General features: G+C 64.0%; 27 protein-coding genes. 14 read left to right on the forward strand and 13 right to left on the reverse strand.

Features of this window, described 5'->3' with window-relative positions:
- Positions 1-10 precede the first annotated feature (10 nt).
- Complete coding sequence (locus tag KC8_RS06715; protein WP_010128007.1) at positions 11-2,329, reverse strand: CDC48 family AAA ATPase; 2,319 nt, start codon at positions 2,327-2,329, stop codon at positions 11-13.
- A 298-nt stretch (positions 2,330-2,627) separates the two neighbouring features.
- On the opposite strand from KC8_RS06715, the gene KC8_RS06720 reads away from it, so the two are divergent.
- The gene (locus tag KC8_RS06720) at positions 2,628-3,515 is read left to right on the forward strand and encodes a LysR substrate-binding domain-containing protein (RefSeq protein ID WP_029624891.1); all 888 of its coding nucleotides are present in this window, start codon (positions 2,628-2,630) and stop codon (positions 3,513-3,515) included.
- Positions 3,516-3,577: 62 nt separating this feature from the next.
- On the opposite strand, the gene KC8_RS06725 is transcribed toward KC8_RS06720, so the two are convergent.
- Positions 3,578-4,045 carry a peptidylprolyl isomerase gene (locus tag KC8_RS06725; RefSeq protein WP_010128005.1) on the reverse strand — a complete coding sequence of 156 codons (468 nt, stop codon included), beginning with the start codon at positions 4,043-4,045 and terminating at the stop codon, positions 3,578-3,580.
- 34 nt (positions 4,046-4,079) lie between these two features.
- Positions 4,080-5,114: an LLM class flavin-dependent oxidoreductase gene (locus KC8_RS06730; RefSeq protein ID WP_010128003.1), complete on the reverse strand. Its 1,035-nt coding sequence runs from the start codon at positions 5,112-5,114 to the stop codon at positions 4,080-4,082.
- Positions 5,115-5,180: 66 nt separating this feature from the next.
- On the opposite strand from KC8_RS06730, the gene KC8_RS06735 reads away from it, so the two are divergent.
- The 3 genes from KC8_RS06735 to KC8_RS06745 all read left to right on the forward strand — a co-directional run bounded on the left by KC8_RS06735 (position 5,181) and on the right by KC8_RS06745 (position 8,728).
- The gene (locus KC8_RS06735; RefSeq protein ID WP_010128002.1) at positions 5,181-6,713 is read left to right on the forward strand and encodes a DHA2 family efflux MFS transporter permease subunit; all 1,533 of its coding nucleotides are present in this window, start codon (positions 5,181-5,183) and stop codon (positions 6,711-6,713) included.
- Positions 6,714-6,813: 100 nt separating this feature from the next.
- Positions 6,814-8,229, forward strand: coding sequence for a magnesium transporter (gene mgtE / locus KC8_RS06740; RefSeq protein ID WP_010128001.1), 1,416 nt, complete (start codon positions 6,814-6,816; stop codon positions 8,227-8,229).
- A gap of 100 nt (positions 8,230-8,329) precedes the next feature.
- Positions 8,330-8,728 carry a DUF1489 domain-containing protein gene (locus KC8_RS06745; protein ID WP_010128000.1) on the forward strand — a complete coding sequence of 133 codons (399 nt, stop codon included), beginning with the start codon at positions 8,330-8,332 and terminating at the stop codon, positions 8,726-8,728.
- 43 nt (positions 8,729-8,771) lie between these two features.
- On the opposite strand, the gene KC8_RS06750 is transcribed toward KC8_RS06745, so the two are convergent.
- Positions 8,772-9,392, reverse strand: coding sequence for a nuclear transport factor 2 family protein (locus tag KC8_RS06750; RefSeq protein ID WP_010127999.1), 621 nt, complete (start codon positions 9,390-9,392; stop codon positions 8,772-8,774).
- Between the two features lie 132 nt (positions 9,393-9,524).
- Between KC8_RS06750 and KC8_RS06755 the strand changes: the two genes are divergently transcribed.
- Both KC8_RS06755 and KC8_RS06760 read left to right on the forward strand, forming a co-directional pair.
- Positions 9,525-10,151 (forward strand): DUF4893 domain-containing protein, encoded by a 627-nt coding sequence (locus KC8_RS06755; protein ID WP_138956810.1) that lies wholly within the window; start codon positions 9,525-9,527, stop codon positions 10,149-10,151.
- 66 nt (positions 10,152-10,217) lie between these two features.
- On the forward strand, positions 10,218-11,012 hold the full coding sequence (locus tag KC8_RS06760) for an NTP transferase domain-containing protein (protein WP_010127997.1): 795 nt from the start codon (positions 10,218-10,220) through the stop codon (positions 11,010-11,012).
- Positions 11,013-11,021: 9 nt separating this feature from the next.
- On the opposite strand, the gene KC8_RS06765 is transcribed toward KC8_RS06760, so the two are convergent.
- Both KC8_RS06765 and KC8_RS06770 read right to left on the reverse strand, forming a co-directional pair.
- On the reverse strand, positions 11,022-11,318 hold the full coding sequence (locus KC8_RS06765) for an antibiotic biosynthesis monooxygenase family protein (RefSeq protein ID WP_010127996.1): 297 nt from the start codon (positions 11,316-11,318) through the stop codon (positions 11,022-11,024).
- A 106-nt stretch (positions 11,319-11,424) separates the two neighbouring features.
- Positions 11,425-13,107, reverse strand: coding sequence for a thiamine pyrophosphate-binding protein (locus KC8_RS06770; protein ID WP_010127994.1), 1,683 nt, complete (start codon positions 13,105-13,107; stop codon positions 11,425-11,427).
- Positions 13,108-13,267: 160 nt separating this feature from the next.
- On the opposite strand from KC8_RS06770, the gene KC8_RS06775 reads away from it, so the two are divergent.
- The 3 genes from KC8_RS06775 (at position 13,268) to KC8_RS06785 (ending at position 15,124) form a co-directional block, all read left to right on the forward strand.
- Positions 13,268-13,978 carry a CoA transferase subunit A gene (locus KC8_RS06775; protein WP_010127993.1) on the forward strand — a complete coding sequence of 237 codons (711 nt, stop codon included), beginning with the start codon at positions 13,268-13,270 and terminating at the stop codon, positions 13,976-13,978.
- Complete coding sequence (locus KC8_RS06780) at positions 13,978-14,613, forward strand: 3-oxoacid CoA-transferase subunit B (protein ID WP_010127992.1); 636 nt, start codon at positions 13,978-13,980, stop codon at positions 14,611-14,613. The genes KC8_RS06775 and KC8_RS06780 overlap by 1 nt, the downstream gene beginning before the upstream one ends.
- A gap of 166 nt (positions 14,614-14,779) precedes the next feature.
- Complete coding sequence (locus tag KC8_RS06785; protein WP_010127991.1) at positions 14,780-15,124, forward strand: DUF2322 family protein; 345 nt, start codon at positions 14,780-14,782, stop codon at positions 15,122-15,124.
- 91 nt (positions 15,125-15,215) lie between these two features.
- Here KC8_RS06785 and KC8_RS06790 read toward each other — a convergent pair whose 3' ends face one another.
- On the reverse strand, positions 15,216-16,193 hold the full coding sequence (locus KC8_RS06790) for a Rieske 2Fe-2S domain-containing protein (RefSeq protein ID WP_010127990.1): 978 nt from the start codon (positions 16,191-16,193) through the stop codon (positions 15,216-15,218).
- 116 nt (positions 16,194-16,309) lie between these two features.
- Here KC8_RS06790 and KC8_RS06795 point away from each other — a divergent pair, with 116 nt between their 5' ends.
- Positions 16,310-16,930 (forward strand): TetR/AcrR family transcriptional regulator, encoded by a 621-nt coding sequence (locus tag KC8_RS06795; protein WP_010127989.1) that lies wholly within the window; start codon positions 16,310-16,312, stop codon positions 16,928-16,930.
- Between the two features lie 19 nt (positions 16,931-16,949).
- On the opposite strand, the gene KC8_RS06800 is transcribed toward KC8_RS06795, so the two are convergent.
- Both KC8_RS06800 and KC8_RS06805 read right to left on the reverse strand, forming a co-directional pair.
- Complete coding sequence (locus tag KC8_RS06800) at positions 16,950-17,321, reverse strand: hypothetical protein (protein ID WP_232455650.1); 372 nt, start codon at positions 17,319-17,321, stop codon at positions 16,950-16,952.
- Positions 17,322-17,426: 105 nt separating this feature from the next.
- On the reverse strand, positions 17,427-18,188 hold the full coding sequence (locus KC8_RS06805) for a TlyA family RNA methyltransferase (RefSeq protein ID WP_010127987.1): 762 nt from the start codon (positions 18,186-18,188) through the stop codon (positions 17,427-17,429).
- A 139-nt stretch (positions 18,189-18,327) separates the two neighbouring features.
- Here KC8_RS06805 and KC8_RS06810 point away from each other — a divergent pair, with 139 nt between their 5' ends.
- Positions 18,328-18,987: an RBBP9/YdeN family alpha/beta hydrolase gene (locus KC8_RS06810; RefSeq protein WP_010127985.1), complete on the forward strand. Its 660-nt coding sequence runs from the start codon at positions 18,328-18,330 to the stop codon at positions 18,985-18,987.
- Positions 18,988-19,012: 25 nt separating this feature from the next.
- Here KC8_RS06810 and KC8_RS06815 read toward each other — a convergent pair whose 3' ends face one another.
- The 4 genes from KC8_RS06815 to KC8_RS06830 form a co-directional block, all read right to left on the reverse strand.
- On the reverse strand, positions 19,013-19,552 hold the full coding sequence (locus KC8_RS06815) for a TIGR02594 family protein (protein ID WP_010127983.1): 540 nt from the start codon (positions 19,550-19,552) through the stop codon (positions 19,013-19,015).
- Between the two features lie 114 nt (positions 19,553-19,666).
- On the reverse strand, positions 19,667-21,592 hold the full coding sequence (gene dxs / locus KC8_RS06820) for a 1-deoxy-D-xylulose-5-phosphate synthase (RefSeq protein WP_010127982.1): 1,926 nt from the start codon (positions 21,590-21,592) through the stop codon (positions 19,667-19,669).
- A gap of 88 nt (positions 21,593-21,680) precedes the next feature.
- Positions 21,681-22,148, reverse strand: a complete 468-nt coding sequence (locus KC8_RS06825) for a Fur family transcriptional regulator (RefSeq protein ID WP_010127981.1) — start codon at positions 22,146-22,148, stop codon at positions 21,681-21,683.
- A gap of 44 nt (positions 22,149-22,192) precedes the next feature.
- Complete coding sequence (locus KC8_RS06830; RefSeq protein WP_010127980.1) at positions 22,193-22,561, reverse strand: MerC domain-containing protein; 369 nt, start codon at positions 22,559-22,561, stop codon at positions 22,193-22,195.
- 141 nt (positions 22,562-22,702) lie between these two features.
- On the opposite strand from KC8_RS06830, the gene KC8_RS06835 reads away from it, so the two are divergent.
- The 3 genes from KC8_RS06835 to cutA all read left to right on the forward strand — a co-directional run bounded on the left by KC8_RS06835 (position 22,703) and on the right by cutA (position 24,546).
- Positions 22,703-23,110 (forward strand): GFA family protein, encoded by a 408-nt coding sequence (locus KC8_RS06835; RefSeq protein ID WP_010127979.1) that lies wholly within the window; start codon positions 22,703-22,705, stop codon positions 23,108-23,110.
- A gap of 72 nt (positions 23,111-23,182) precedes the next feature.
- On the forward strand, positions 23,183-24,223 hold the full coding sequence (locus tag KC8_RS06840) for a COX15/CtaA family protein (protein WP_010127978.1): 1,041 nt from the start codon (positions 23,183-23,185) through the stop codon (positions 24,221-24,223).
- Positions 24,220-24,546, forward strand: a complete 327-nt coding sequence (gene cutA / locus KC8_RS06845) for a divalent-cation tolerance protein CutA (RefSeq protein WP_029624889.1) — start codon at positions 24,220-24,222, stop codon at positions 24,544-24,546. Before KC8_RS06840 ends, cutA begins: the two co-directional genes overlap by 4 nt.
- Positions 24,547-24,622 lie beyond the last annotated feature (76 nt).

Genomic DNA, 24,622 nt, shown 5'->3' on the forward strand with positions numbered 1-24,622 from the left:
TTGTCTCACCTCATTCGTCGCCCTTGGATGCGCGCGGTTTCAGCATTCCGGGCGTGACAAAGCCGATCGGCTGCAACGCCACGGCATCCTGCTTGATCCGTGCCGCGATCTGCTCATACTCATGCTCGATTTCAGGCGTAACACTGGGCCTTGTATCCTTCAGCGCCTTTTCGAAATGCGCCGCCGTCACCGCCTTGGCGTCCAGCGATTCGCGCAGTGCGTAAAGGCCGGCCCGGCGCACCAGATCTTCCAGATCCGCGCCCGAAAACCGCTCGGTCCGTTGCGCCAGCCCGTCCAGATCCACATCGTCGGCCAGCGGCATCCTGGTCGTGTGGATGTCCAGAATGCGTCGCCGCCCCGCCTGATCGGGCACCGATACATAGATTAGTTCGTCGAACCGCCCCGGCCGCAGCAGCGCCGGATCGATCAGGTTCGGCCGGTTGGTCGCCCCGATCACCACCACCGATTGCAGTTCGTCCAGCCCGTCCATTTCGGACAGGATGGTGTTGACGACACGCTCCGTCACCTGCGGTTCGCCCATCCCGCCGCCGCGCGCCGGCACCAGCGAATCCAGTTCGTCGATGAAGATCACCGTCGGCGCCACCTGCCGCGCGCGGGCAAACAAGCGCGCGATCTGCTGCTCGCTTTCGCCATACCATTTGGACAGGAGGTCGCTCGATTTGGTGGCGATGAAATTCGCCTCCGCCTCGCGCGCCACCGCCTTGGCCAGCAATGTCTTGCCGGTCCCCGGCGGGCCATACAGCAGAAACCCCTTGGCCGGACGGATGCCGACGCGGCGGAACGCATCGGGGTTCTTCAGCGGCAGTTCCACGCCTTCGCGCAGGCGCTGCCGGGCATCGTCCAGCCCGCCCACATCTTCCCAGCGGGTGTTCGGCTTCTGCACCATCACTTCGCGCATCGCCGAAGGCTGGACGCGCTTGATCGCCTCCTGAAAATCCTCGCGCGTCACCGATAGGGTATCGAGCACTTCGGGCGGGATCGTCCGATCTTCCAGATCGAGCATCGGCATGATCCGCCGGACGGCTTCAATCGCAGCCTCGCGCGCCAGCGCGGCCATATCGGCGCCCACGAAACCGTAGGTCTGCCGCGCCAGTTCATCGAGGTCGACCCTGTCGCCCAGCGGCATGCCGCGCGTGTGAATGCCCAGAATTTCGCGCCGGCCGCGTTCGTCGGGCACGCCGATGATGATTTCACGGTCGAACCGGCCGGGCCGCCTGAGCGCCTCGTCAATCGCTTCGGGCCGGTTGGTCGCGGCGATGACGACGGTGTTCTGCCGCGCCTCCAGCCCGTCCATCAGGGTGAGCAATTGGGCGACAAGGCGCTTTTCCGCCTCGCCCTGCACTTGCCCCCGCTTGGGCGCGATCGAATCGATCTCATCGATGAAGATGATCGACGGCGATGATTTGGCGGCTTCCTCGAATATTTCGCGCAGCCGTTTCTCGCTCTCCCCATAAGCCGATCCCATGATTTCAGGGCCGTTGATCAGGAAGAAACTCGCGTCGCTTTCATTGGCGACCGCGCGGGCCAGCCGCGTCTTGCCGGTGCCGGGCGGGCCATGCAGCAGCACACCCTTGGGCGGATCGACGCCCAGCCGCTGGAACAGTTCGGGGTAGCGCAATGGCAGTTCGACCATTTCGCGCACCTGATCGATCGTGGTGCCCAGCCCGCCAATATCGTCATAGGTCACATCCGCACGGCGGCTGTCGCCCGGCGTTTCCTGATATTCGGGCCGCAGTTCAACCTCGGTATCGGCGTCGATATGGACGATCCCCTTGGGGGTCGTCGCCACCACCACCAGCCGGATTTCCTGCAAGGCAAAGGCCGGCGCGTTCAGCATCTGGCGCAGTTGCGGCGGCATGTTCGACTGGTCGATCCGCTGCTGGCCGGCCGTCGCCACCACATCGCCCGCCATCAGCGGCCGCATGCCGAAGCTGCGCTTCAGCGCCTCGCCCGATCCCTGTAGCCGCAAATTTTCCTGTGCCGGGGCGAACACCACCCGCTGCGCCGGCTTCGATTCGGCGCGCTGCACCTCTACGAAATCACCCGATCCGATGCCGGCATTGGCGCGCTGCAGGCCATCCAGCCGCAGAATTTCCAGCCCTTCATCTTCTGGATAAGGCAGTACCGCGCGCGCCGGGGTCGATCGCTTGCCAACGATTTCGACCACATCACCTTCGGCCAGCCCCAGCGCGTTGAGCGTCGCGCGTGACATGCGCGCAAGGCCACGGCCGCTATCGTCCGGCCGGGCATTTGCCACCTGAATCTTGCGCGAACCGGATGCCGAACCTTGCTTGTCTTCGTCTGCCATTTTGGTCTGCACTCCCCTTGGGAAACACAGAGATAAGCCCTTGCGCGGGAATTTCGATCCGGGCGGGCAACAAAAAAAGGGCCGACCCCAAGGGGCCGGCCTGAAAGTTTTTAGGAGAGGATGCCTGAAAGGCCCGATCTTTGTGCGACGCAGCGTAACTTTGTGCAAGTGCGAAATTATTGATTGCAGTTGCATATCATGCAATCATGATGCTCATAATTTTCGTGCGGATGCCGGTTCGGGCTGGCGGATGCCGTCATTGCAGTGCACAATATCTTTCCACCCCTGGAGGCTCCCTTTGCGCCGATTGCCCCCGCTTACCGCTGTCGAGGCCTTCGTCCAGGTGGCGCGCCTGGGGTCGGTCAAGGCGGCAGCCGAAGAACTGGCCCTATCCTCGCCCGCGCTCAGCCGCCGGGTACAGGCGATGGAACGTTTCGTCGGCCGCTCGCTGTTCGAACGGCGGCATCAGGCGATGATGCTCAACACCGATGGCGAAATCCTGCTCCAGCGGCTGGCTCCGGCGCTCGATGCGCTGGCCGAAGCGATCGAAGTCACCACCGGCGACGCCGAACTGCTCCGCCTGCGGCTGGCCGTCCTGCCGCTGTTCGCGTCGCAACGGCTGATGCAGCGCCTGCCCGAACTGCGCACCCGCCACCCCGAACTGCATATCGATATCGATACTGCCGCCCACAGCCTGTCACGGCTGGGCGAAGGCGTGGATGCCGCGATCGTGCTCGCCCGCGAAGTCGATCCCAGCCTCTATTCGCGGCGGCTGGATCGCAACAAGGTGGTGGCGATCGGCGCGCGCCGCCTGCTCGACGGCCGCAACCCGGTTCGCGCGCCCGATGATCTGCGGCGGATGACGATTTTCTTGCACCGCGACATGCCGGAAACCTTCAATACCTGGCGGCAGGCGATCGACCGTGCCGATCTCGAACCGGCGGCGGTGGATCATTTCGATTCCGGGCATCTGATGCTGGATGCGGCGGCCCAGGGCCTTGGCGTCGCCTTCATGCTCGACAGCCATCTGCACGATTCGAACGATGAACGGCTGAGTGAGTTTTTCGACGATGTCGATGTCGACAGCCAGTACAGCTACTGGTTCGCATGTCGCCGTTCGGCGCTCGCTCGGCGCCCGGTGCGGATCTTCCACGACTGGCTATTCGAATCCATCGCCCGCGATTGAAGGGGCGGTGCGGATCCGGGTAAACTCTCCCCTCCCGCGCAGCGGAAGGGGAGAGGCAGAAATCAGGCGTCAGCAGCAATCTTGGCGCTGATGATCTTGCCCGGCGTGCGGGGCGGTTCGCCCTTGGGCAGCGCGTCGACATGTTCCATGCCTTCGCGCACGACGCCCCACACTGTGTACTGGCGGTCGAGGAAGGTCGCGTCGTCGAAGCAGATGAAGAACTGGCTGTTCGCGCTGTTCGGATTCTGCGAACGCGCCATCGAACATACGCCACGGACGTGCGGTTCGGCGTTGAACTCGGCCTTCAGGTCGGGCTGTTTGGAACCGCCCATGCCGGTGCCCGTGGGGTCGCCGCCCTGCGCCATGAAACCGGGGATGACGCGGTGGAACACGACGCCGTCATAAAAACCTTCACGGGCCAGTTCCTTGATCCGCTCGACATGGCCGGGGGCCAGATCGGGGCGAAGGTCGATCACGACGTCGCCGCCGCTGTCGAGCGACAGGATCAGGGTGTTTTCGGGGTCAGCCATCATGCTCTCCTGGGAAATAAGGATGGGGGGGTAACTACGCAGCCGCTTCCAACTTCGCCAGCCCATATTCGGCGGCGATCAGTTCGTAACTGCGGCGGCGCGCCGGATGATCCGACATGATGTTGACCAGCATCACTTCGTCCGCGCCATATTCGGCGGCCACCCCGTCGATCTGCGCGCGCACCTCGGCGGGGGTGCCCAGCAAGGTGCGGCGGTGGCGGCGGCTACCCAGCGCGGCCGGGTTTGCCTCGGCCCATGCCAGTGCCTTGTCCAGCGGCGGTACCGCGATCAATTCACCACGCACGAGATGCGCGAACATCATCGCGGCCGGCGCCGCCAGCCGATGCGCCTCATCGCTGTCGGGCGCCGCGATCGCCCAGCTCGCTGCCATCACGTACGGCTCATCCAGCCACTGCGACGGCCGGAATTGCCGGCGATATTCGGCCGCCATTTCAGCGCCTGCCGGGTTGATGAAGTCGGCAAAGCAATAAGGCAGGCCCGATCCCGCCGCCCAGATCGCCGAATCCATCGATGATCCCAGCAGCCACGGATCGGGCGATCCGCCGCACCCGGTGGGTAGGGTTTCGACCAGCGGGGCAAAGGCATGATCCGCCGGCATCGTATCGCCCAGATAGGCCAGCAGTTCCGCCAGATTTTGCGGGAAATCATCGGAAGGCATCCGCTTGCTGCGATCGCGCTGCAATGCAAAGGCCGTGCGCCCATCCGTCCCCGGCGCACGCCCCAGCCCCAGATCGATCCGCCCCGGCGCCAGCGCGCCCAGCATTCGAAACGTCTCGGCGATCTTGAACGGCGAATAATGCGGCAGCATGATCCCGCCCGATCCCACGCGAATGCGTTTCGTCGCCAGCGCCACCGGCCCGATCAGCGCCTCGGGCGCGACCCCGGCAATCCCCGGCGACGCATGATGTTCCGCCAGCCAGTAACGGCGATAGCCAAGCGTATCGGCCATGCGGGCCAGGTCGATGGTATTGGCCAGCGCATCGGCGGATGTATCGCCCTCGGCGATCGGCGACTGGTCCAAAACGGACAGGTGATAGGATCGGGTCATGACGCACCATATGGGATATCGGTGGCGGCTTGAAACCCATGGCCACCGGGGCTAGCGCCGATATCCATGGACTCACACGCCCTGCCTTCTCCGGCGAAACGGCTGGCGATCACCATCACGGTGATGGCCGCGACCCTGATGCAGGTGCTCGATTCGACCATCGCCAACGTGGCCTTGCCCCATATGCAGGCCACGCTGGGCGCGACGCAGGAATCGGTTGCGTGGGTGCTCACCTCCTACATCATTGCGGTCGCCATCGCGACGCCGATCACCGGCTGGCTCGAATCGCGCTTTGGCCGGCGCGAACTGTTCGTGGCGTCGGTGGTCGGTTTCACCGTGGCGTCGGCCGCGTGCGGCATCGCCCCCAATCTGGAAACGATGGTCGCAGCCCGTATCCTGCAGGGCGTGTTCGGCGCGTTCATCGGCCCGCTCACGCAGGCGGCGATGCTGGACAGCTATCCCAAGGAAAAGCACGCGCAGGCGCTTACCATCTGGGGCATGGGGGTGATGATCGCGCCGATCATGGGGCCGGTTCTGGGCGGCTGGCTCACCGATCAGTGGAACTGGCGCTGGGTGTTCTTCATCAACGTGCCGTTCGGCATCGTCACCGCCATCGCCTGCTGGATGCTGCTCTCGTCGCGTCCGCTGATGAAGACCCGGCTGGACATGACAGGTTTCATCCTGATTTCGATGATGCTCGTCAGTTTCCAGCTTATGCTGGATCGCGGCACCCATCTCGACTGGTTCAATTCGACAGAGGTGATCATCGAGGCCGCGCTCGCGGTGTCGGCTTTGTGGATGTACATCGTCCACAGCGCGACCAAGAAGAATCCGCTGATCCCGCTGCCGCTGTTCCGCGATCGCAATTTCCTGATCGCCAACCTGTTCATGCTGCTGATCAGCGGCATCAGCATCGCCGGGTCAGCCCTGCTCGCGCCCATGCTGCAAACCCTGCTTGGCTATGATGCGTATCAGGCCGGCCTACTGGTCGCGCCGCGTGGTGCCGCAATGATGGTGTCGATGCTCCTCGCCGGCATGCTCGCCAAGCGGATCGATGGCCGCATCCTGATCGGCTGCGGTCTGGGCCTGATCGCGCTTTCGCTGCACATGATGAGCGGCTTCGATCTGGAAATGGGCGCGAACCCGATCATCCTGACCGGGATCATCCAGGGCCTTGGCACCGGATTCGTCATTCTGCCGCTCAACCTGCTGGCTTTTGCCACCCTCGCGCCGCACCTGCGGACAGAAGGGGCCGCGCTCTACAGCCTGTCGCGCAACATTGGCTCATCGGTCGCCATTTCGGTGCTGTCGGCGCTGCTCGCGCGCAATATCCAGGTCAGCCATTCCGATCTGTCGACCCATATTACCGCGTCCAGCCTGCCCTTCCTCACCCCATCGATGATGGAAAAGCTGGGGGCCGAAGGGGCGATGCTGCTCCAGATGATCGATGCGGAAATCAATCGTCAGGCGCTGATGATCGCCTATATCGACGATTATTGGCTGATGGGCTGGGCCGTCGTGGTGGTGCTGCCGTTCGCGCTGCTCATGCGCCGCGTCCACAATGATCCGAAGGCGGAACCGCCACCGATGATGGAATAGGCGTCTCGTACACTTCACAAAGTGCGGCCAGATGGGCTGACACGGGTCCATCCCCGCCGTAGAAGGCGCCCGAATCCCGAACGCGCCGAAGGTGGGACCGATGAGCGAAACCGAACTCGATCCCGCCGCGCCCGCCGATGCCGAACTTCCCGAAACCAGCCTCGATGAGGATGATCGGATGAAGCCGGCGTTCGTCGACAGCGTTCTCGCCCATGTCGAAGCCGGCGACGACGAAGGCGCACGCGCGCTCGTCGCCCCGCTCCACCCCGCCGATATCGCCGATCTGTTCGAACTGGTGCCGGGCGACATGCGCCGCCCGCTGGCCGCCGCGATTGCCGACATGCTCGACGGCGACGTGCTGGCGGAAATGAACGAATGGGTCCGCGATGAACTGATCGACGCGCTCGCCCCCCACGAAGTCGCCGAACTCGCCACCCAGCTCGATACCGACGATGCCGTGTCGATCATCGAGGAACTGGAGGAAGACGAACAGCGCGCCGTGCTGCGCGCGATGGAGCCGGATGATCGGGCGGCGATCGAAGAGGCCCTGTCCTACCCCGAAGAATCCGCCGGCCGCATGATGCAGCGCGATCTGATCGCGGTGCCCGAACATTGGACGGTGGGCGACGTCCTCGATTATCTGCGCTCGAACGAAGATCTCACCACCGATTTCTGGGAAATCTTCGTCGTCGACGGGCGCCACCATCCGATCGGCACCTGCCAGTTGAGCTGGATCCTGCGCACCCCGCGCGCGATTGCCATCGCCGATGTGATGAAGCGCGAACAGACGCTGATCCCAGTCGATATGGATCAGGAGGAAGTGGCCCTCCGTTTCCAGAAATACGCACTGATTTCCGCCGCCGTGATCGATCAGGCCGGCCGCCTCGTCGGCATGATTACCGTCGACGATATCGTCCACATCATTCAGGAAGAAGCCGGCGAAGATATCCTGAAACTGTCAGGCGCCGGCGACGGCGACATCAACGAACCGATCCGCGACAGTTACAAAACCCGCGTCCGCTGGCTGCTGGCCAATCTGCTCACCGCCCTCGTCGCCTCCACCATCATCGGCGTGTTCGAAGGCACCATCGCCAAGATGGTCGCGCTCGCCACGCTGATGCCGATCGTCGCGGGGGTCGGCGGCAATGCCGGTACGCAGACGATGGCCGTCACCGTCCGCGCGCTCGCCACCAACCAGCTCACCCAGTCGAACACCATGCGCGCCATCGTCCGCGAAATCCGCATCGCCTTGCTCAACGGCGCGACCGTGGCGGCGGTGATCGGCACGGGCGTCGCACTGGTGTTCAGCAATCCCGCGCTGGGCGGGGTGATCGCCGCTGCGATGATGACGAACATCTTCATCGCCGGGCTGGCCGGCGTACTGGTGCCTGTCGCGCTCGATCGAATGGATGTCGATCCGGCGGTGTCCTCGTCGATCTTCGTGACGATGACAACGGATTCGATGGGCTTCCTCGCCTTTCTCGGTCTCGCCACCGCAACGGGCCTTGCAGGCTGAACCTTGCTTCCCACATGCTGATCAACGCCCGTTGCGTCATGTGTGACCGGGCCTGAAATCCGTTTCGAACATCCCTGAAAACGCAGGCAAAATATACGCCATGCTGCATATGACCAAGGTTGCCGTCGGCTGTTCCAGCCTCGATATCCTGCGCGATCGGATCGGCGCACATGCCGCAAACGGCACCGCTGCGATCCACACCCGTTATCGGCCCACCCGCGCCGACGAAATGGTCGGCGGATCGCTCTACTGGATCATCGCCCACCGCCTTGTCGCCCGCCAGACGATATTGGGGTTCGAGGAAGCCGAAGGTGGCCGCTGCGTCATCCGCGTCGATGCGCGGCTCGTTCCTGTCCGCGCCCGGCCCAAACGCGCGCATCAGGGCTGGCGCTATCTGGCCGCGGCCGATGCACCCGACGATTTCGACGGCGGGGATGCCGACGTGTCGGCCATGCCCAAGGCGATGATCGACGAACTGTCGGCGCTGTCGCTGATCTGAGCCGGCGCCGATCCAAAGGTCGACGCCGGCCAGATTCACCTGATCACCGTACGCGAATACGCGGTTCGGGTGCTCCGCGCCGCATCCGGTTCAGGAACTCGTCCAGCGGCGCAGGTTCGGCCACTTCGGGTTCGTCCGCCTGCGGCGGGTTCGCCCAGAACTCCTTCCACGACGGCCACAGCGCGTGGAAGCTGCCGTCATATGGCTCACGCCCCGGCCAGCGCATCTTCATGTCGCCGATCGGCGGCTTGTTCAGGTCGGTCGCGTACCAGTAGCAGGGCAGCCGGCGGCGGAAGCACCACACGCCGTCGATCCGCTCATAATTGTCCCAGTACATCATCTGCATGATCACCCATTCCGGGCCGGTTTCATGCTCGTTCTTGGAATAGACCACGCCGTGCGCGTGATCGGCATCGTCGAACTCGATGATATGGTTGCCCACATGGTGCGACGTGCCGGTGAACTGCAGCCGAAGCGTATCGTCCAGCCACCGCTTGAGATGGCTGCGGCCCGCTTTGTCGCGGCTGACGCGGATGTCCGGCGCAAACAGGTTTACGTGCGCGTCCAGGTCCCGCATGTCGAGCGACAGGGAATATTTGGAGACGAGCTGGCGAATGGCATCGGTGGATTCGAGGCGGTCGATACGGGCTTCGAGATCTGTCATCTGGCTGTCTCTCCTGTCATCTTTGCGGAACCGAATCAGCGGTCGCGGGTCTAACCCATGGTGTAGGACGCGTTGCCGCTTCTATGGACTGTCGTCCAGAGTGTCGCTTTGGGGCAAAAGAGAGGTCGCTTGATGGGTCGCCCCGATATGTTGGGATTATTCGCGGTTCTGGCTCTTGTCGCCGGATGCGCCGGGACAACCGCCGCCAAGGAACTTGATCCGCCGCATAGCTGGCGCGAAATGGCGACATCGGCGGATCGCGAACGCATCCGCGACTGGCGTGGTGCGTGGACAACGGCGCTGGCGCAGGTCGACGCATCGGGCCAATCGGCCAGGCTCGCCGCACTCGGGCCGCTGATGCTGCCTGATTCCGCGCAGCCCGGCCCGGCGCTTCCCCCCGGTGATTATAGCTGCAACGTCTATAAGCTGGGCGCCAAGGACGCGAACGCCGCCGATTTCACCAGGTCTCCCTCCTTCACCTGCCGGGTGACGCGGGAAAAGGACATGCTCAGCTTCGCCAAGCTGGATGGATCGCAAAAACCCGTCGGTTTTCTTTTTCCGGCCGATGAAACCCGGATGATCTTTCTAGGCACGATGATGCTTGGCGATGAACGCCGCCCGCTCGATTATGGGCGCGATCCGGAACGCGACATGGCTGGCGCGCTGGAACGGGTCGGGCCGAACCGGTGGCGGCTCGTGCTCCCTTTTCCACGCTGGGAATCGACGCTCGATGTGGTCGAACTGGTTCCGAAGGGCTGACCGTGACTTTCGCGGGGCCGTCTCTATAGACGGCAGCCTCGATCTTTGGGCGGGGCTGACGGGCACGTGAACGACAAGGGCAAATGGACGGCGATCCTGCTCGCGGGGTCGCGGCCCGGCGGCGATCCGCTGGCGCAGGCGCATGGCGAAATCTTCAAGGCGCGCGTGCCGATCGCCGGCGAAGCGATGATCGCGCGCGTCGTCCGCACGCTTGCCGCTGTCGATCGCATCGGCCGCATCCTGATCCTGTCGCAGGAACCGGACGCCGTGGTCGCCGGCGATCTTGCGTGGATCGCGGCCCATCCCAAGGTGACGTTGCGGCCCAGCGGTGCGGGTATTTCGCGCAGCATCGCGGCCGCTGCCGGTAGCGCGGACGCACCCTGGCCCGTGCTGGTGGCGACGGCCGATCACCCGTTGCTGATGGCATCCGATGTCGAAACCTTCCTCGATGGCGTCGCCGATGCCGATGTCGCGGTGGCAATGGTGCCACAAGCGGTGCTGCTCGCCGCTTACCCCGACAATAAACGCACCTGGCTGAAATTCCGCGACGGCGGCTTCACCGGCGCCAATCTGTTCGCGCTTGCCGGCGTCCGGGTCGCCCCGGTGCTCGATCTGTGGGCCAGCGCCGAACAGGATCGCAAGGCCGCGCGCAAGCTGATGCTGCGCTTCGGCCCCTGCCTTGCCCTGCGCGGCATCACCCGTACGATTTCACTGGCAAATGCGCTGGCCACCGCAGGCCGCCGGCTGGGGATCAAGGCAAAGCCCGTCCTGCTCGACCGCGCCGAAGCCGGGATCGATGTCGACAAGGCCAGCGATTACGAACTCGTCTCGCAGATCCTGCAAGGCCCGTCAAAGGCCTAGGACGGGCGTTTATTCGCCCAGAATCAGCGTCATATGTTCGACGCGCGGGGGCTTGGCGAAGCATGGCCCGGCGATCCGCCGCCATTCCAGAAACGCATCCGAATTGCGGAAACCGACCATATGGTCGTCCACCGTCGCCCAGCGCACCAGCAGGCGAAAACGGTGCGGATGCTCGATCGATCGCGTCACCTTCATGCCCAGGCAACCGGGCGATTCAAGGAAGCAGCGCGATGCGCGGCCGATCGCATTCTCGAACGCCTCCTCCTGGCCAGGGATGACATCGATTTCGGCAAGTTCGAGGATCATGGATCGACACTAGCCCAGCATTTCGGCGCAGGCGAGCGCGATTGCCGACCTTGCATCAGCGAATGGCCGAACTGTTGCGCCACCGCATCGCTTTGTGCCGCAGGCGTCAGCCGCCGCGCAATGCGCGCACCGTGATGGCCGGGGCGATCTGCTCGATATCCGTCTTCAGGTGCAACAAAGCGACGCCGGGCTGTTCCTGCGCGCGGGCCAGTGCTGCTGCGAAGTCGGCGGTCTCGGTCACGGTTTCGGCCCATGCCCCGAAGGCGCGGGCAAGCGCCGCGAAATCCGGATTGGCGAGGTCGGTACCCGAAATGCGCGCCGGATAGCGCCGCTCCTGATGCATCCGGATCGTGCCGTAGCTGCCATTATCGATCACCAGCACCAGCATCTTGCAGCCATAACGCACCGCCGTCGCCAGTTCCTGTCCGTTCATCAGGAAACAGCCGTCGCCGGCCAGCACCACCACCTGCCGATCAGGATGGCGCAGCGCGGCGGCGACGCCGGCCGGCAGGCCATAGCCCATGGCCCCCGCCGTCGGTGCAAGCTGGCTCACCGGCCCGGCATAATGCCAGTAGCGATGCCACCAGCCGGAAAAATTGCCCGCACCGTTGCAGATGATGCTGTCGCCGGGCAGCTGTTCGCGCATCGCGGCCACGCACTGGCCCAGATCGAGCTTTGCGCCATTGGCTTGCGGCGTGGCCCATTGCGTCCATTCGGCATGGGCTTCCCGTCCGGCCGTAAAGCGCGGGAAAACCTTGCTCGACGGCACCCCCGCTTCGCTGGCGCGGTAGATCACCGTTTCCAGCGCAAGCGCGAAGGAATTGACACCGGCGCACACCGCCAGATCCGTCGCAAACACGCGGCCCAGTTCGTTTGGATCGGGGTGAACGTGGATCAGCGTCTGGCCGGGATGATCCGGTGTGATCAGCGCATAGCCATCCGTCGTCGCCTCCCCCAGACGCGGCCCGACAACCAGCAGCAGATCCGCCCCCCTGATCCGCGCCAGCAGCGCCGGATTGGGGCCATAACCAAGATTCCCGGCATAGACCGGGCATTCATTGGCGATCGCATCCTGCCGGCGGAAAGCCACCGCCACCGGCAGCCCCCATGCTTCGGCGACCTTGGCGAAGCTGCGCGCCGCGGTGTCGCTCCATCCTGCCCCGCCGACGATCGCGACCGGGTTCTTCGCGGCGGCCAGCATGTCCGTCACCTGTGCGATTATCCCCGCGCTCACCGCCTGGCTTGGCCGCTCGACACGGGTGCGATCGATGGCGTCAACGGCATCGGTCAACATGTCTTCGGGCAGCGCCAGCACCACCGGCCCCGGCCGCCCCGACATCGCCACCGCATAGGCCCGCGCGACATATTCGGGGATGCGCGCGGCATCGTCGATCCGCGACGCCCATTTGGCGATTGGCGCGAACATCGCGGTAAAATCGATCTCCTGAAACGCCTCGCGATCGCGGTCGCCGCGCGCGACATCGCCGATGAACAGGATCATCGGCGTCGAATCCTGCATCGCCACATGCACGCCGATCGACGCATTGGTCGCCCCCGGCCCGCGCGTGACGAAGGCGATGCCCGGCCGCCCCGTCATCACCCCATCGGCTTCGGCCATGAAACCGACGCCACCTTCCTGCCGCGCCACGATCAGTTCGATTTCGGGCGTATCATGCAGCGCGTCGAGCACCGCCAGATAGGATTCGCCGGGCACACAAAAGATGCGGTCGCATCCCTGGGCGATGAGGGCGTCGACAAGGATGCGACCGCCGGTGCGCTGATTGCTCATTGCGCATGTGTAACCGGGGCCGGGGCACGAAAAAAGGCCCTTCCCGCAACAGCCGTTCACGGCTGCGATTGCGCCCGCCGCAATCGACGGGCGGGTCGATTGACGCCCCTCCCCGCGCCCCTCTATCTCCTTTTCAACATCCGGTGGCGGAAGGGGAAACATGGCGAACAAGATTTATCCCGATGCGGCGACCGCGCTCGAAGGGCTGCTGTTCGATGGCATGACGATCGCGGCCGGCGGCTTCGGCCTGTGCGGTATCCCCGAACGGCTGATCGATGCGATCCAGGCATCGGGGGTGAAGGATCTTACCGTCGCCTCCAACAACGCCGGAATCGACAATGAAGGGCTGGGCAAGCTGCTGCGCACCCGCCAGATCAAAAAGATGATCGCGTCTTACGTGGGTGAGAACAAGGAATTTGAACGCCAGTATCTCGCCGGCGAACTCGAAGTCGAATTTTGCCCGCAAGGCACGCTGGCCGAACGGATGCGCGCCGGCGGTGCCGGCATCCCCGGCTTTTACACCAAGACGGGCGTCGGCACCTTGGTCGCCGAAGGCAAGGAACTGAAGGAATTCGACGGCGAAACCTACGTCCTCGAACGCGGCATCCGCGCCGATCTGGCGATCATCAAGGGCTGGAAGGCCGATGAAGCCGGCAATCTGATCTTCCGCAAAACCGCACGCAACTTCAACCAGCCCGCCGCCACCGCCGGCAAGGTCTGCGTGGCGGAGGTCGAGGAAATCGTGCCCGTGGGGTCGCTCGATGCCGATGCGATCCACCTGCCCGGCATCTATGTGAAACGCCTGATCCTGGGTGCCCCCTACGACAAGAAGATCGAATTTCGAACCGTGCGCGAAAGGGAGTCCGCCTGATGGGCTGGGATCGCAATCAGATGGCGGCGCGCGCCGCAAAGGAACTGAAAGACGGCTTCTACGTCAATCTCGGCATCGGCATCCCGACATTGGTCGCCAACAACATCCCGGCCGGCATGGAAGTGACGCTCCAGTCCGAAAACGGCATGCTCGGCATCGGTCCCTTCCCTTATGCTGGCGAAGAGGATGCGGATCTGATCAACGCCGGCAAGCAGACGATCAGCCAGTTGCCCTCATCCAGCTTCTTTTCATCGGCCGACAGCTTCGCGATGATCCGCGGCGGGCATATCGACCTCACCGTCCTCGGCGCGATGGAAGTCGCCGAAAATGGCGACATCGCCAACTGGATGATCCCCGGCAAGATGATCAAGGGCATGGGCGGCGCGATGGATCTCGTCGCCGGGGTGAAGAAGATCATCGTCGTCATGGAACATAATGCCAAGGACGGCAGCGCGAAATTCATCCCCGCCTGCACCCTGCCGCTGACGGGCAAGAATGTCGTCGACATGATCGTCACCGATCTGTGCGTCTTCCAGCGGCCCGATCATGCCAGCCCGTTCAAGCTGATCGAACTGGCGCCCGGTGTGACGGCCGATGAAGTCGCGGCGAAAACGACAGCGCATTATGTGAGCTGAGGGGCCTCCCCCAGCCGTGAGAGGAGGCGCGGAACGCCCTGCCGCCCTCCCCGCTCCGCGTCATGCCAGACGACAGCCGTTGGCGCCTGATCGTCTCACGCCTGATTGCGGACGGTGGCGGAAGGTGCCACAGCCCGGCCGAAAACCCATTTCAGGAATGCGAAAAATGCTGCCAACGATCGAACCAGGGGCGACGTTCAAGGACAATCTTCAGCAATTGCCGCCGATCGATGGCCTGGCGCGCATCGACCTTATCGACGTGGCCGGGGCCGTGGTTGCCAGCATCGAAAACCAGCCGGGCAAGCAAGGCTCATTGGCGGTCTACCAGTATCTGGCGCAGCTCGGTGACACGCTGGATGCGAAAGCGGCCGAACAGGGGCTGGCCATGTTTGCCGAGCACACAGCGGATGCGCGCACCCGTCCGGGCGCACATCCAAATATCGATCGCCTGCTTGAAATTGCCGCTGGCGGCAGCCCCCTGAGCATCAAAATCATCGCCGCCAACCGCTGACCGATAAGATCGGCCGCTTCCGCAATCCTCAATTTTGCTGGATGGCGCAAGCGGCCAGCGGGAACCCGCCGGCCGGCGCCGCCAACCCCGCTCAAGCGTAATATTGCGCCGCGTAATTGCGGAACTTCATGATCGGCCCGTCGCCCGCGCACAGGCGCGGATTGGGCAGGTGCTTTTTATAATCGAGCACCTTCAGATCCTGTTCCACCTCGAAACAGAAACGGTCGACAAACGCCTGGCCGATCTGTTCCAGCGCCTGCTTGTCGCCATTATCCTTCAGGAACAGCCGCGCGGTTTCCACCATCCGTTCATTGTCGATCGGGGTGAGCGAGATCACGAACAGCGCGGTGAAGTGCACGCCATCATAATATTGCGTGAGCAGCGAGATGCCCGACAGGTTCATCTCGAACCCCTTGATCGGCGTTTCCTCGCCCGCATCCGGATCGGTCGTATACTGGACGCGCAGCCCGTAATCCTGCGGTTCGAAACTGGTGATTTCGGGCAGCGCCGCCGCGTTGTGAAGCTGCGTCACATGCGCGGTATCGAAGATATTTTCCAACATGTCGCGGAAGGGGCAGGTCGTCTCCCAGCTTTTCACCGCATAGGGAATCCAGGTGTCGTCGCCGCGCAGATGGCTGGAATCGAACGGCTCGAAGGTCGGCTTGCCGCCGCTCGGGTCGTGCCAGATCAGCACCATGCCGTCGGTCTCGCGGGTCGGGTGCAGGGTCAGGCGCACGCTCGCCGGCACGGGCACGTCGGTATAGGGGATATGCTCCACCTTGCCGCTCGCGCTGTCGAATTCCCATTTGTGGAACGGGCAGGTGATCCTGCCTTCGCACAGCGCGCCGTCATGGCTGGCAAGATGCGCGCCCAGGTGCGGGCAATAGGCATCGGCCGCCTGCGCCGCGCCGTCCTTCGTGCGATAGACGATCAGTTCCTCACCCAGCCAGCTGACGGGCAGCATCTTGTCGGCATGCACCTGATCGCCCTCGGCGATGCAGTACCAGCCCTTGGGATAGCTGGTGTCGGTCGATCGATGACGCATGGGTATCGGGCTGATCGCGTTCATGGGGCCTCTCCATTCTTATGTGTTGGGCCAAGGCATAACACACCCCATACAATCGTCAATATTCCATACATATGTATGGCCTTGTTTTCGGGCGAGCGTTGGTTAGGGAGGAAGGCATGTCGATCACGCCGCGGCCCGTGCCCCCTCTGTCGCCCTTGTCGTTGCGCGAACAGCAGCGTCTGGCCACGCGCGCGCGGATCATCGATGCCGCTTTGCTGGTGTTCGAAAAACGCGGCATGGCTGGCGCCACCATCGAAGAAATTCTGGGCGCGGCCGGCGTTTCGCGGGCCACCTTCTACGCCCACTTCACCGGCAAGCCCGACGTCGGCCGCGCGATCCTGGCCGAAATGTGGGATCGCGGGACAGAACTGTACCGCCGCTTTGCCGCTTTGCCCGATTGGGACCGCACATCGATCCGCGGATGGCTGGCCGATGTCGGCGATGCGTGGCGCATCCATCATGATGGTATGCGCACCTTATTGCGTGAGATGCTGGCCGATCTGTCCGCCGATGCGCGCACCCATCAGGGAACATTCGTCGCGACGCTGATCGGCGATGGGCGGCGCTGGTCCGCCTTTTCCCCACAGGAAGCCGAGCGCCGCGCGCAACTGCTGATCTTTCAGATCGAACGAACGATGATGGCTGTGCACATCGAAGGTTGGGCCACCGATTTCGATGCGCTGCTCGATACGCTCACCGATATCTGGATGGCCACATTGGTCCCCACGCACCGCTGATCGGTGCCCGCATCGGGCCTCAATGGTCGAAATAGCTGTCCCATTTGCGGCGTTTCTTCCGCCCCGCCTGCCAGGCCGCACGCGCGGTGAAACCAATCCCGGCCAAAAGCAGCATCAGCGCCATCGCCTTTGCCTGGGATGTCGCGCCCAGCCACATCATCGCGCCAAAACCGCCGGTTGAAAGCAGGGTGAACAGGCCCCAGCCGGCGACGACGATATTCCGCTGGATTCGCGTGACGGCTTTGCGAACCGATATCGCAAGCAGGATCACCGCACCTGCCAGCATGATCGCCGCGGCAATCATCGGCATGGCTTCACCGTTCAGGTGAAGTCCGAAATACGCCGCCGTCAGCAACCCGATAATCAGCGCAAAAATACGAGGTAACGCCACGTTTTTCCTTTGCCTGATCCGACCTTGGCACCTGCCTATCGCCTCTGGGCGAACGGGTCAAAGCACAACCGCGTTCCGCACGATCGTTGCTAGATCACATCCTGTTTAGGCGGAGTAAACGCCATCCGCGTCCGGCCGCGTCGCGCCGATCAGAAATTCGATATTGCCCTCGGGGCCGGTGATCGGGCTGGGCGTGACGCCGGCTACGATCCAGCCCTGTGTCGTCAGCCAATCGCGCACCTCATCGCAGACCCGCTCGTGGATCGCCGGATCGCGCACCACCCCGCCCTTGCCCACTTCGGTTCGGCCGGCTTCGAATTGCGGCTTGATCAGCGCGATCAGATGCGCCCCGGGCCGGACAAAACCGAGGGGCTTTTCCAATACCTTGGCGAGTGAGATGAAACTGGCGTCGCAAACGACGATGTCGATCGGCTCGATGATTTGCTGATCGGTCAGGTTGCGTGCGTTGGTGCGTTCATGAACCACGACCCGCGGGTCCTGCCGCAATTTCCACGCCAGCTGGTTCGTGCCCGAATCGACCGCGTACACCCGCGCCGCGCCATGGGTGAGCAGCACATCGGTAAAGCCGCCGGTCGATGATCCTACGTCGATCGCCACCGCGCCGGTCACATCCCAGCCGAAATGGGCCAGCCCATGCGCCAGCTTGATTCCGCCGCGCGAAACCCATGGGTGATCGCGCCCGCGCACGTCCAGCGCCGCATCGGCCGGCAGCGCCTGCCCGGCCTTGTCGATCTTGCGATCACCGACGAACACCAGCCCGGCCAGGATCAGCGCCTGCGCCCGCGCGCGGCTCTCCACCAGCCCGCGTTCGACAAGCAACTGATCCGCGCGAATGCCCTTAGCCATGCCCGCCCATGGCCCAACCAGCCGTCGCAAGAAAGCCATATTTCGCCGCTCGCCTTATTGTCAACTTTATCGATAGAGTTATTCTGCCCTCCAGCGAATCGCACGGCATTCCTCGTGCGGCATGATCGGGAGACGAAGCATGACGCAGGTTATCTCCGAATTTGGCGGCCGCCGCCCGCTGGTGTTGACGGTTCCTGGCCTGCACGGATCCGGCCCGGCGCATTGGCAAACCCTGTGGGAACAGGCCCGTGGCGATACGGCCCGCGTCGATCTCGGCATGTGGGATACGCCCCGCCGCAATCCGTGGGTCACCCGGCTCGATCAGACGATCCGGTCCGCCAGCCGCCCGGTCATCCTGGCCGCGCACAGCCTTGGCTGCCTTGCTGTTGCATGGTGGGCCGAACTGGCGGGCCAGCCGTGGGGCTGGCCGGTTGCAGGGGCGCTCCTCGTCGCGCCGCCCGATGTGGAAAGGCGCGGTGCCGTCCAGGAAATCCGCGGCTTTGCGCCCGCCCCGCGTGGCAGCCTGCCCTTTCCGTCGATCGTCGTCGCCAGCGAAGACGATCCCTTCACCTCGATCCAGCGCAGCTTCGATATGGCGCGGGACTGGGGCAGCCGCTTCGTCAATGTCGGCGCCTGCGGCCACATCAATGCCGATAGTGGCCTTGCCGCCTGGCACGATGGCCAACGGTTGCTGGACAGGCTGATCGGCACGGCGGAAGGGCCGATGGCCCATGGCGCCAGCCTGAATGAGATCCTTGCGTCGCTCGACGCTGAGGAGGCCGGGTTGCGGGCGATTTGAGCAGCCGTCCGCAACCCGGTCAAAATCAGGCCTCGTTGGCCGAAAAAACGCCGCTGGTGCCCAATATATAGGGTCTCACCGTCGCCGGCTGGCTCGTGTAGGCCGGCCGGCGGGCGGCGCGCAGCCGGGTCTTGGCAATCTCGGCAAAGCACACCCGATCCGATTGGTTGCCGCCCAGCACATGATAGCTCCGTGCGCTTTCACCGATATAGATCGCGACATGCCCGCCTTCCGGCCGCACGAAGGTCAGCACGTCGCCCAGCATCGGCTGGCCGACGGCGCTGCCAAATCGCCCCCAGTTGAGCGCCCATAACGGTTGATCGACCGGCTGCTTGCCGGCCTTGCGCGCGACGATCGCCAGAAACAGCCCGCACCACGGCACCGCATCCGCCGTATATACGCGGCTGACGGCCGGATCGGCCAGTTCGGCCACCCAGCGCATGATCACGGGATTGTTCCCCGGCCCCGGCTGTTCGCGCGTGTCGAACAGCCGCAACGCTTCCTGCACCATCCGGGGAAGCGGCTTCAGCGTATTGAGGAACCGGTATTTTTCAGGAAGTACCATGGTCAATGCTCCTTTTCACGGCGAAACACCGTGATCAGGGGCAGATGGTTCGGATCAGATCCGCCATTCCCGGCGATTATAGCCAGATCAGGCGTGTAGGACAGGCGATACGGACTAAGCCCGCGCGCCTTCCGTCAGCCCGGTATTGTTGCGGCGAAGCGCGGCCAGGGCGGTCGCGACGATCGCTTCGGCATCCAGCCCGGCTTCCGCATATTGCGTCTCGGGCTTTTCATGGTCCTGGAAGATATCGGGCAGGCGCATCGTCCGCAGTTTCAGCCCGCCATCGATCAGCCCCTCGTCGCTCGCCAAGGTCAGCACATGCGCGCCAAGGCCACCGACCGAGCCTTCTTCGATCGTCACCGCCACCTCATGGGTGGTCAGCAAGGTGCGGATCAGGGCCTCGTCCAGCGGCTTGGCGAAGCGCAAGTCGGCAACGCTCGTCGACAGGCCCAGCGCCTCAAGCTGATCCGCCGCCTTTTCCGCTTCGCCCAGACGGGTGCCCAGCGACAGGATCGCCACCGTCTTGCCTTCGCGCACCAGCCGGCCCTTGCCGATCGCCAGCCGTTCCGGCGTCGTAGGAATGCCCACGCCGGTGCCGTTGCCGCGCGGATAGCGCACCGCGATCGGCCCGCTGTCATGCAGCGCCATGGTGTGCACCATGTGCGTCAGTTCGGCCTCGTCGGCGGCCGCCATCACCACGAAATTGGGCAGTGACGCCAGATAGGTGATGTCGAAGCTGCCCGCGTGGGTCGCCCCGTCGGCACCCACCAGCCCCGCGCGGTCGATCGCGAAACGCACCGGCAGATTCTGGATCGCCACGTCATGGACGACCTGATCGTAAGCGCGCTGCAGGAAGGTCGAATAGATTGCGCAGAACGGGCGATAGCCCTGCGCCGACAGCCCGGCCGCGAACGTCACCGCATGTTGTTCGGCAATGCCCACGTCGAAACTGCGATCCGGGAACAGGGTTGCAAACTTGTCCAGCCCCGTGCCCGAAGGCATGGCGGCCGTGATCGCGCAAACCTTGTCGTCGCGCGTCGCCTCCGCGATCAGCGCCTGCGCGAACACCCCGGTATAGCTTGGCGGTCCCGGCGGGGCCTTGGCCTGCGCACCGGTAACGACGTCGAACTTCTGGACGCCATGATATTTGTCGGCGGCGGCTTCGGCCGGGGCATAGCCCTTGCCTTTCTGCGTCACGACATGGATCAGGATCGGCCCTTCGCCGGCATCGCGCACATTTTCCAGAATCGGGATCAGATGGTCCAGATTATGGCCGTCGATCGGGCCGACATAATAAAAGCCCAGTTCTTCGAACAGGGTGCCGCCCATCGTCATGCCGCGGGCGAATTCGTCGGTCTTGCGCGCGGCATCGTGCAGCGGGCGCGGCAGCTTGCGTGCCAGCCGCTTGGCCAGATCGCGTAAGGACAGGAACGGCCGGCTCGAAACCATCCGCGCCAGATAGGCCGAAAGCCCACCCACCGGCGGTGCGATCGACATATCATTGTCGTTGAGGATGACGATCAGCCGGTTGCCCGCCTGTTCGGCATTGTTCATCGCCTCATAGGCCATGCCGGCGGACATCGCGCCATCGCCGATCACCGCGATCGCCTTGCCCGGATCACCGGCCAGCTTGTTCGCTACCGCAAAGCCCAGCGCCGCCGAAATCGATGTCGAACTGTGCGCCGCGCCGAACGGATCATATTCGCTTTCCGAACGCTTGGTGAAACCGGACAGGCCACCACCCTGGCGCAGCGTGCGAATCCGATCTCTACGGCCGGTCAATATCTTGTGCGGATAGGCTTGATGGCCAACGTCCCAGATCAGGATATCGTCCGGCGTGTTGAACACATAATGAAGCGCGACGGTCAGTTCCACCACGCCAAGGCCGGCGCCCAGATGTCCGCCCGTTACCGAAACCGCCGACACCATTTCCTGGCGCAGTTCGCGCACAAGATCGCCCAGTTGTTCGGGCTTCAGTTTGCGAAGATCGCCGGGCGTATCGACCGTGTCGAGCAGCGGCGTCTTGGGGCGTTCGGACATGGAGGTAGACGATCCTTTCAAACCTGTCCCCTAGAACATCCCGTAGCGAAGGTGAACCATCGCCGGTGAAGATGTTGTGCGGATCGCGTCAGCCCTTATCGCAGTCGATGCAGGTGCCGTGCACCTCGATCACCGGGCGCGTCGCCGAAAACCCCGCTTTTTGCGCGGCATTGCGAACATTTCCGGTCAGGCTGTCGTCATCGATATGCGTCGCCTGCCCGCACGTATCGCACACCAGGAAAATGCAGTCGTGCAGGCAATCGGGGTGCGCGTTGGCGACATAGGCGTTCACGCTTTCCACCCGCCGCGCCAGGTTCGACGCCACGAACAGGTCGAGAATGCGGTAGATGCTGTTGGCGGCGATCCGCCGGCCTTCTGCCTTGGATACCGCCTCGGCAATGTCATAGGCCGATGCCGGCCGTTCGAACCGCGTCAGCGCATCGAACACGGCCGCGCGCATCGCGGTCCATTGCTGACCGGATTTTTCCAGTGTGTCGCGCGCCGCCTGTTTGAGCGACGCGCCCTCATGGAGGATATGGGAATGAGCGTGGGCCATCCGCCAAATCTAGGCGTTGCCTGCCCCTTCGGCAAGCGATGTGGCTAGATCAGCGCCCGGCGGTTAAGATCATGGCCCAGCGCGACAAGGCCGACGCCGATAATCGTATAGATCACTTCGTTCGCGCTGTGCGGCATGGTGAGCGCGCCGGCCATCACGCCGATGCCCAGCCCGCCGATCGATCCCGGCATCATGAAACCATGCTGGCGGATGCCGCGTCCCAGCCCCAACACCGCAAAGGCGATCGCCAGAACCAGCCCCGCTTCGTGGATCGAATGGTGCAGCAGGATGCCGCCGGCCGACGCGAGCAGCGCCACCAGCACCGCCGATGCGATGCAGTGGGCAAGGCACAGTCCCGACAGGCCGATGGCCAGCCGGTCGAACCAATGACCGCGTTCTGCAACTTCCGGCACGTTTGCGAATCCACTCCGATTTCAATGTCGCCATCGCAATGCCACGGACCTCGACAAGATACAACATATCATTTCAACCCATGACCCGTTTTGTCGTGCTATGCCGACGCCCACGAACACCCTTTCCCACAAGGAGAAACCATGCTGACCGGAGGATGTCATTGCGGAGCGGTTCGCTATTCCGCCGCCTCGCTGCCCGATCGCCATTCGCTCTGTCACTGCACCGATTGCCGGCGTTCGGCCGGCGCGCCACTGGTTGCCTGGGCGATCTTCCCGCTGGGGGACGTGACAGTCACGCGCGGAACGCCGAAAATCCGCGCCTCGTCCGATCATGGCCGGCGCCATTTCTGCCCCGATTGCGGCACCGGCCTGTTCTACACCAGCGATGTCGTCTTTCCCGGCCTGATCGATGTCCAGACGGCGACACTGGACGATCCGGATCTGGTTATCGCGCCATCGGCACATATTCAGGTGGCCGAACGGATCGGCTGGATGCAGGACGCGCACCGCTTTCCGGAATTTGAACGCTATCCGGGCGGCGATGGCTGACACCAGGCCGCCGGCGCTCCGGAATCCGCCTGCCCCTTGTCCCGCGGCGCGCGCGCGGGCATAGGCGCGCGCATGTCGCTTTCCCGTCCTGCCGCGGCAAACCCGCAGCCCGCCAAGATCGCCCGCTGGCTCCTGATCGCCGCCGCGATGGTTTTCCTCATGGTCGTGGTCGGGGGCATTACCCGGCTTACCGAATCCGGCCTGTCGATGGTGCGGTGGGAACCGATTTCGGGCACGATACCGCCGCTCAACGAAGCGCAGTGGCACGCTGAATTCGATGCGTACAAGGCCACGCCCGAATATCAGAAGATCAACCGTGGCATGTCGCTTGACGAGTTCAAGTCGATCTTCTTCTGGGAATATCTCCACCGCCTGATCGGCCGGCTGATCGGCATGGTCTTCGCCGTGCCGCTTTTGTGGTTTGCGTGGAAACGGGCAATCCCGACGGGCTATGGCCCACGCCTCACCGCCCTGCTCGCTCTCGGCGGATTGCAGGGCGCGATCGGCTGGTGGATGGTGAAATCGGGCTTGATCGACCGGCCCGACGTCAGCCATTTGCGGCTGGCGGTGCACTTGCTGACCGCCCTGTTCATCCTTGGCGGCCTTGTCTGGACCGTGCTCGATTTGCTGGATCTCAAGCGCAACCCCGCCACCGCACGCCCCGCCCGGCTGACCAGCTTCTCACTCGCCGCCATGCTCGTGCTGTTCATCCAATTGCTGCTCGGCGCGTTCACCGCCGGGCTGGACGCGGGCTATGCCTTTGCCGAATGGCCGCTGATGGGCGGACATGTCTTCCCCCAGGGCGTCCAGTTCCTCGAACCGGCCTGGCGCAACGTCGTCGACAATCCGATCGTGGTGCAGTTCGTCCACCGCTGGTTCGCATGGGTGGCCGCCGCCATGCTCCTGATCCTGGGATGGAAGGCGCAGCAGGCCGGCACCAAGGGGCCGGCGCATGCCATCGCCACCTTCCTCGCGCTCCAGATCGTCCTTGGGATCGCCACCTTGCTCACCGGCGTCGACATCCATGTCGCGGTCGCCCACCAGGCGGTCGGCGCGTTGCTGGTGATAAGCGTCGCATGGGCCGCGCACGGCATCGGCACGCGCCGGGGATGACAGCCGCTCCGGCCATCGCCACCGTCTATGCCGTGTTCGCGGACGAGGCGGAAGCCAGCCGGATCGGCCGCGATATGGTGGCAAGTGGCCTTGCCGCCTGCGTCAACATCCTCGCCCCCTGCCGGTCCATCTACCGCTGGCAGGGCGCGATCGAGGAAGCGACCGAAATCCCCGCCTTGTTCAAATGCCGCGCGGATCAGGCGGAAAAGCTGATCGCCGCCATCGCGGCGGCGCATGGCTATGCCGTGCCCGCAGCCGTCGCATGGCCCATAATCGCGGCCCATGACGCCTATGTGCATTGGGTAAGCGGCGACGGCGCATAAACCCGCGCGGGCGGCCACTCTCGCGGACGGTATCATAATACCACTCACGAAACCCGCCATTTTTCTTGACTCTGAG

Source organism: Sphingomonas sp. KC8, from assembly GCF_002151445.1.
Classification (GTDB): Bacteria; Pseudomonadota; Alphaproteobacteria; order Sphingomonadales; family Sphingomonadaceae; genus Sphingomonas_E.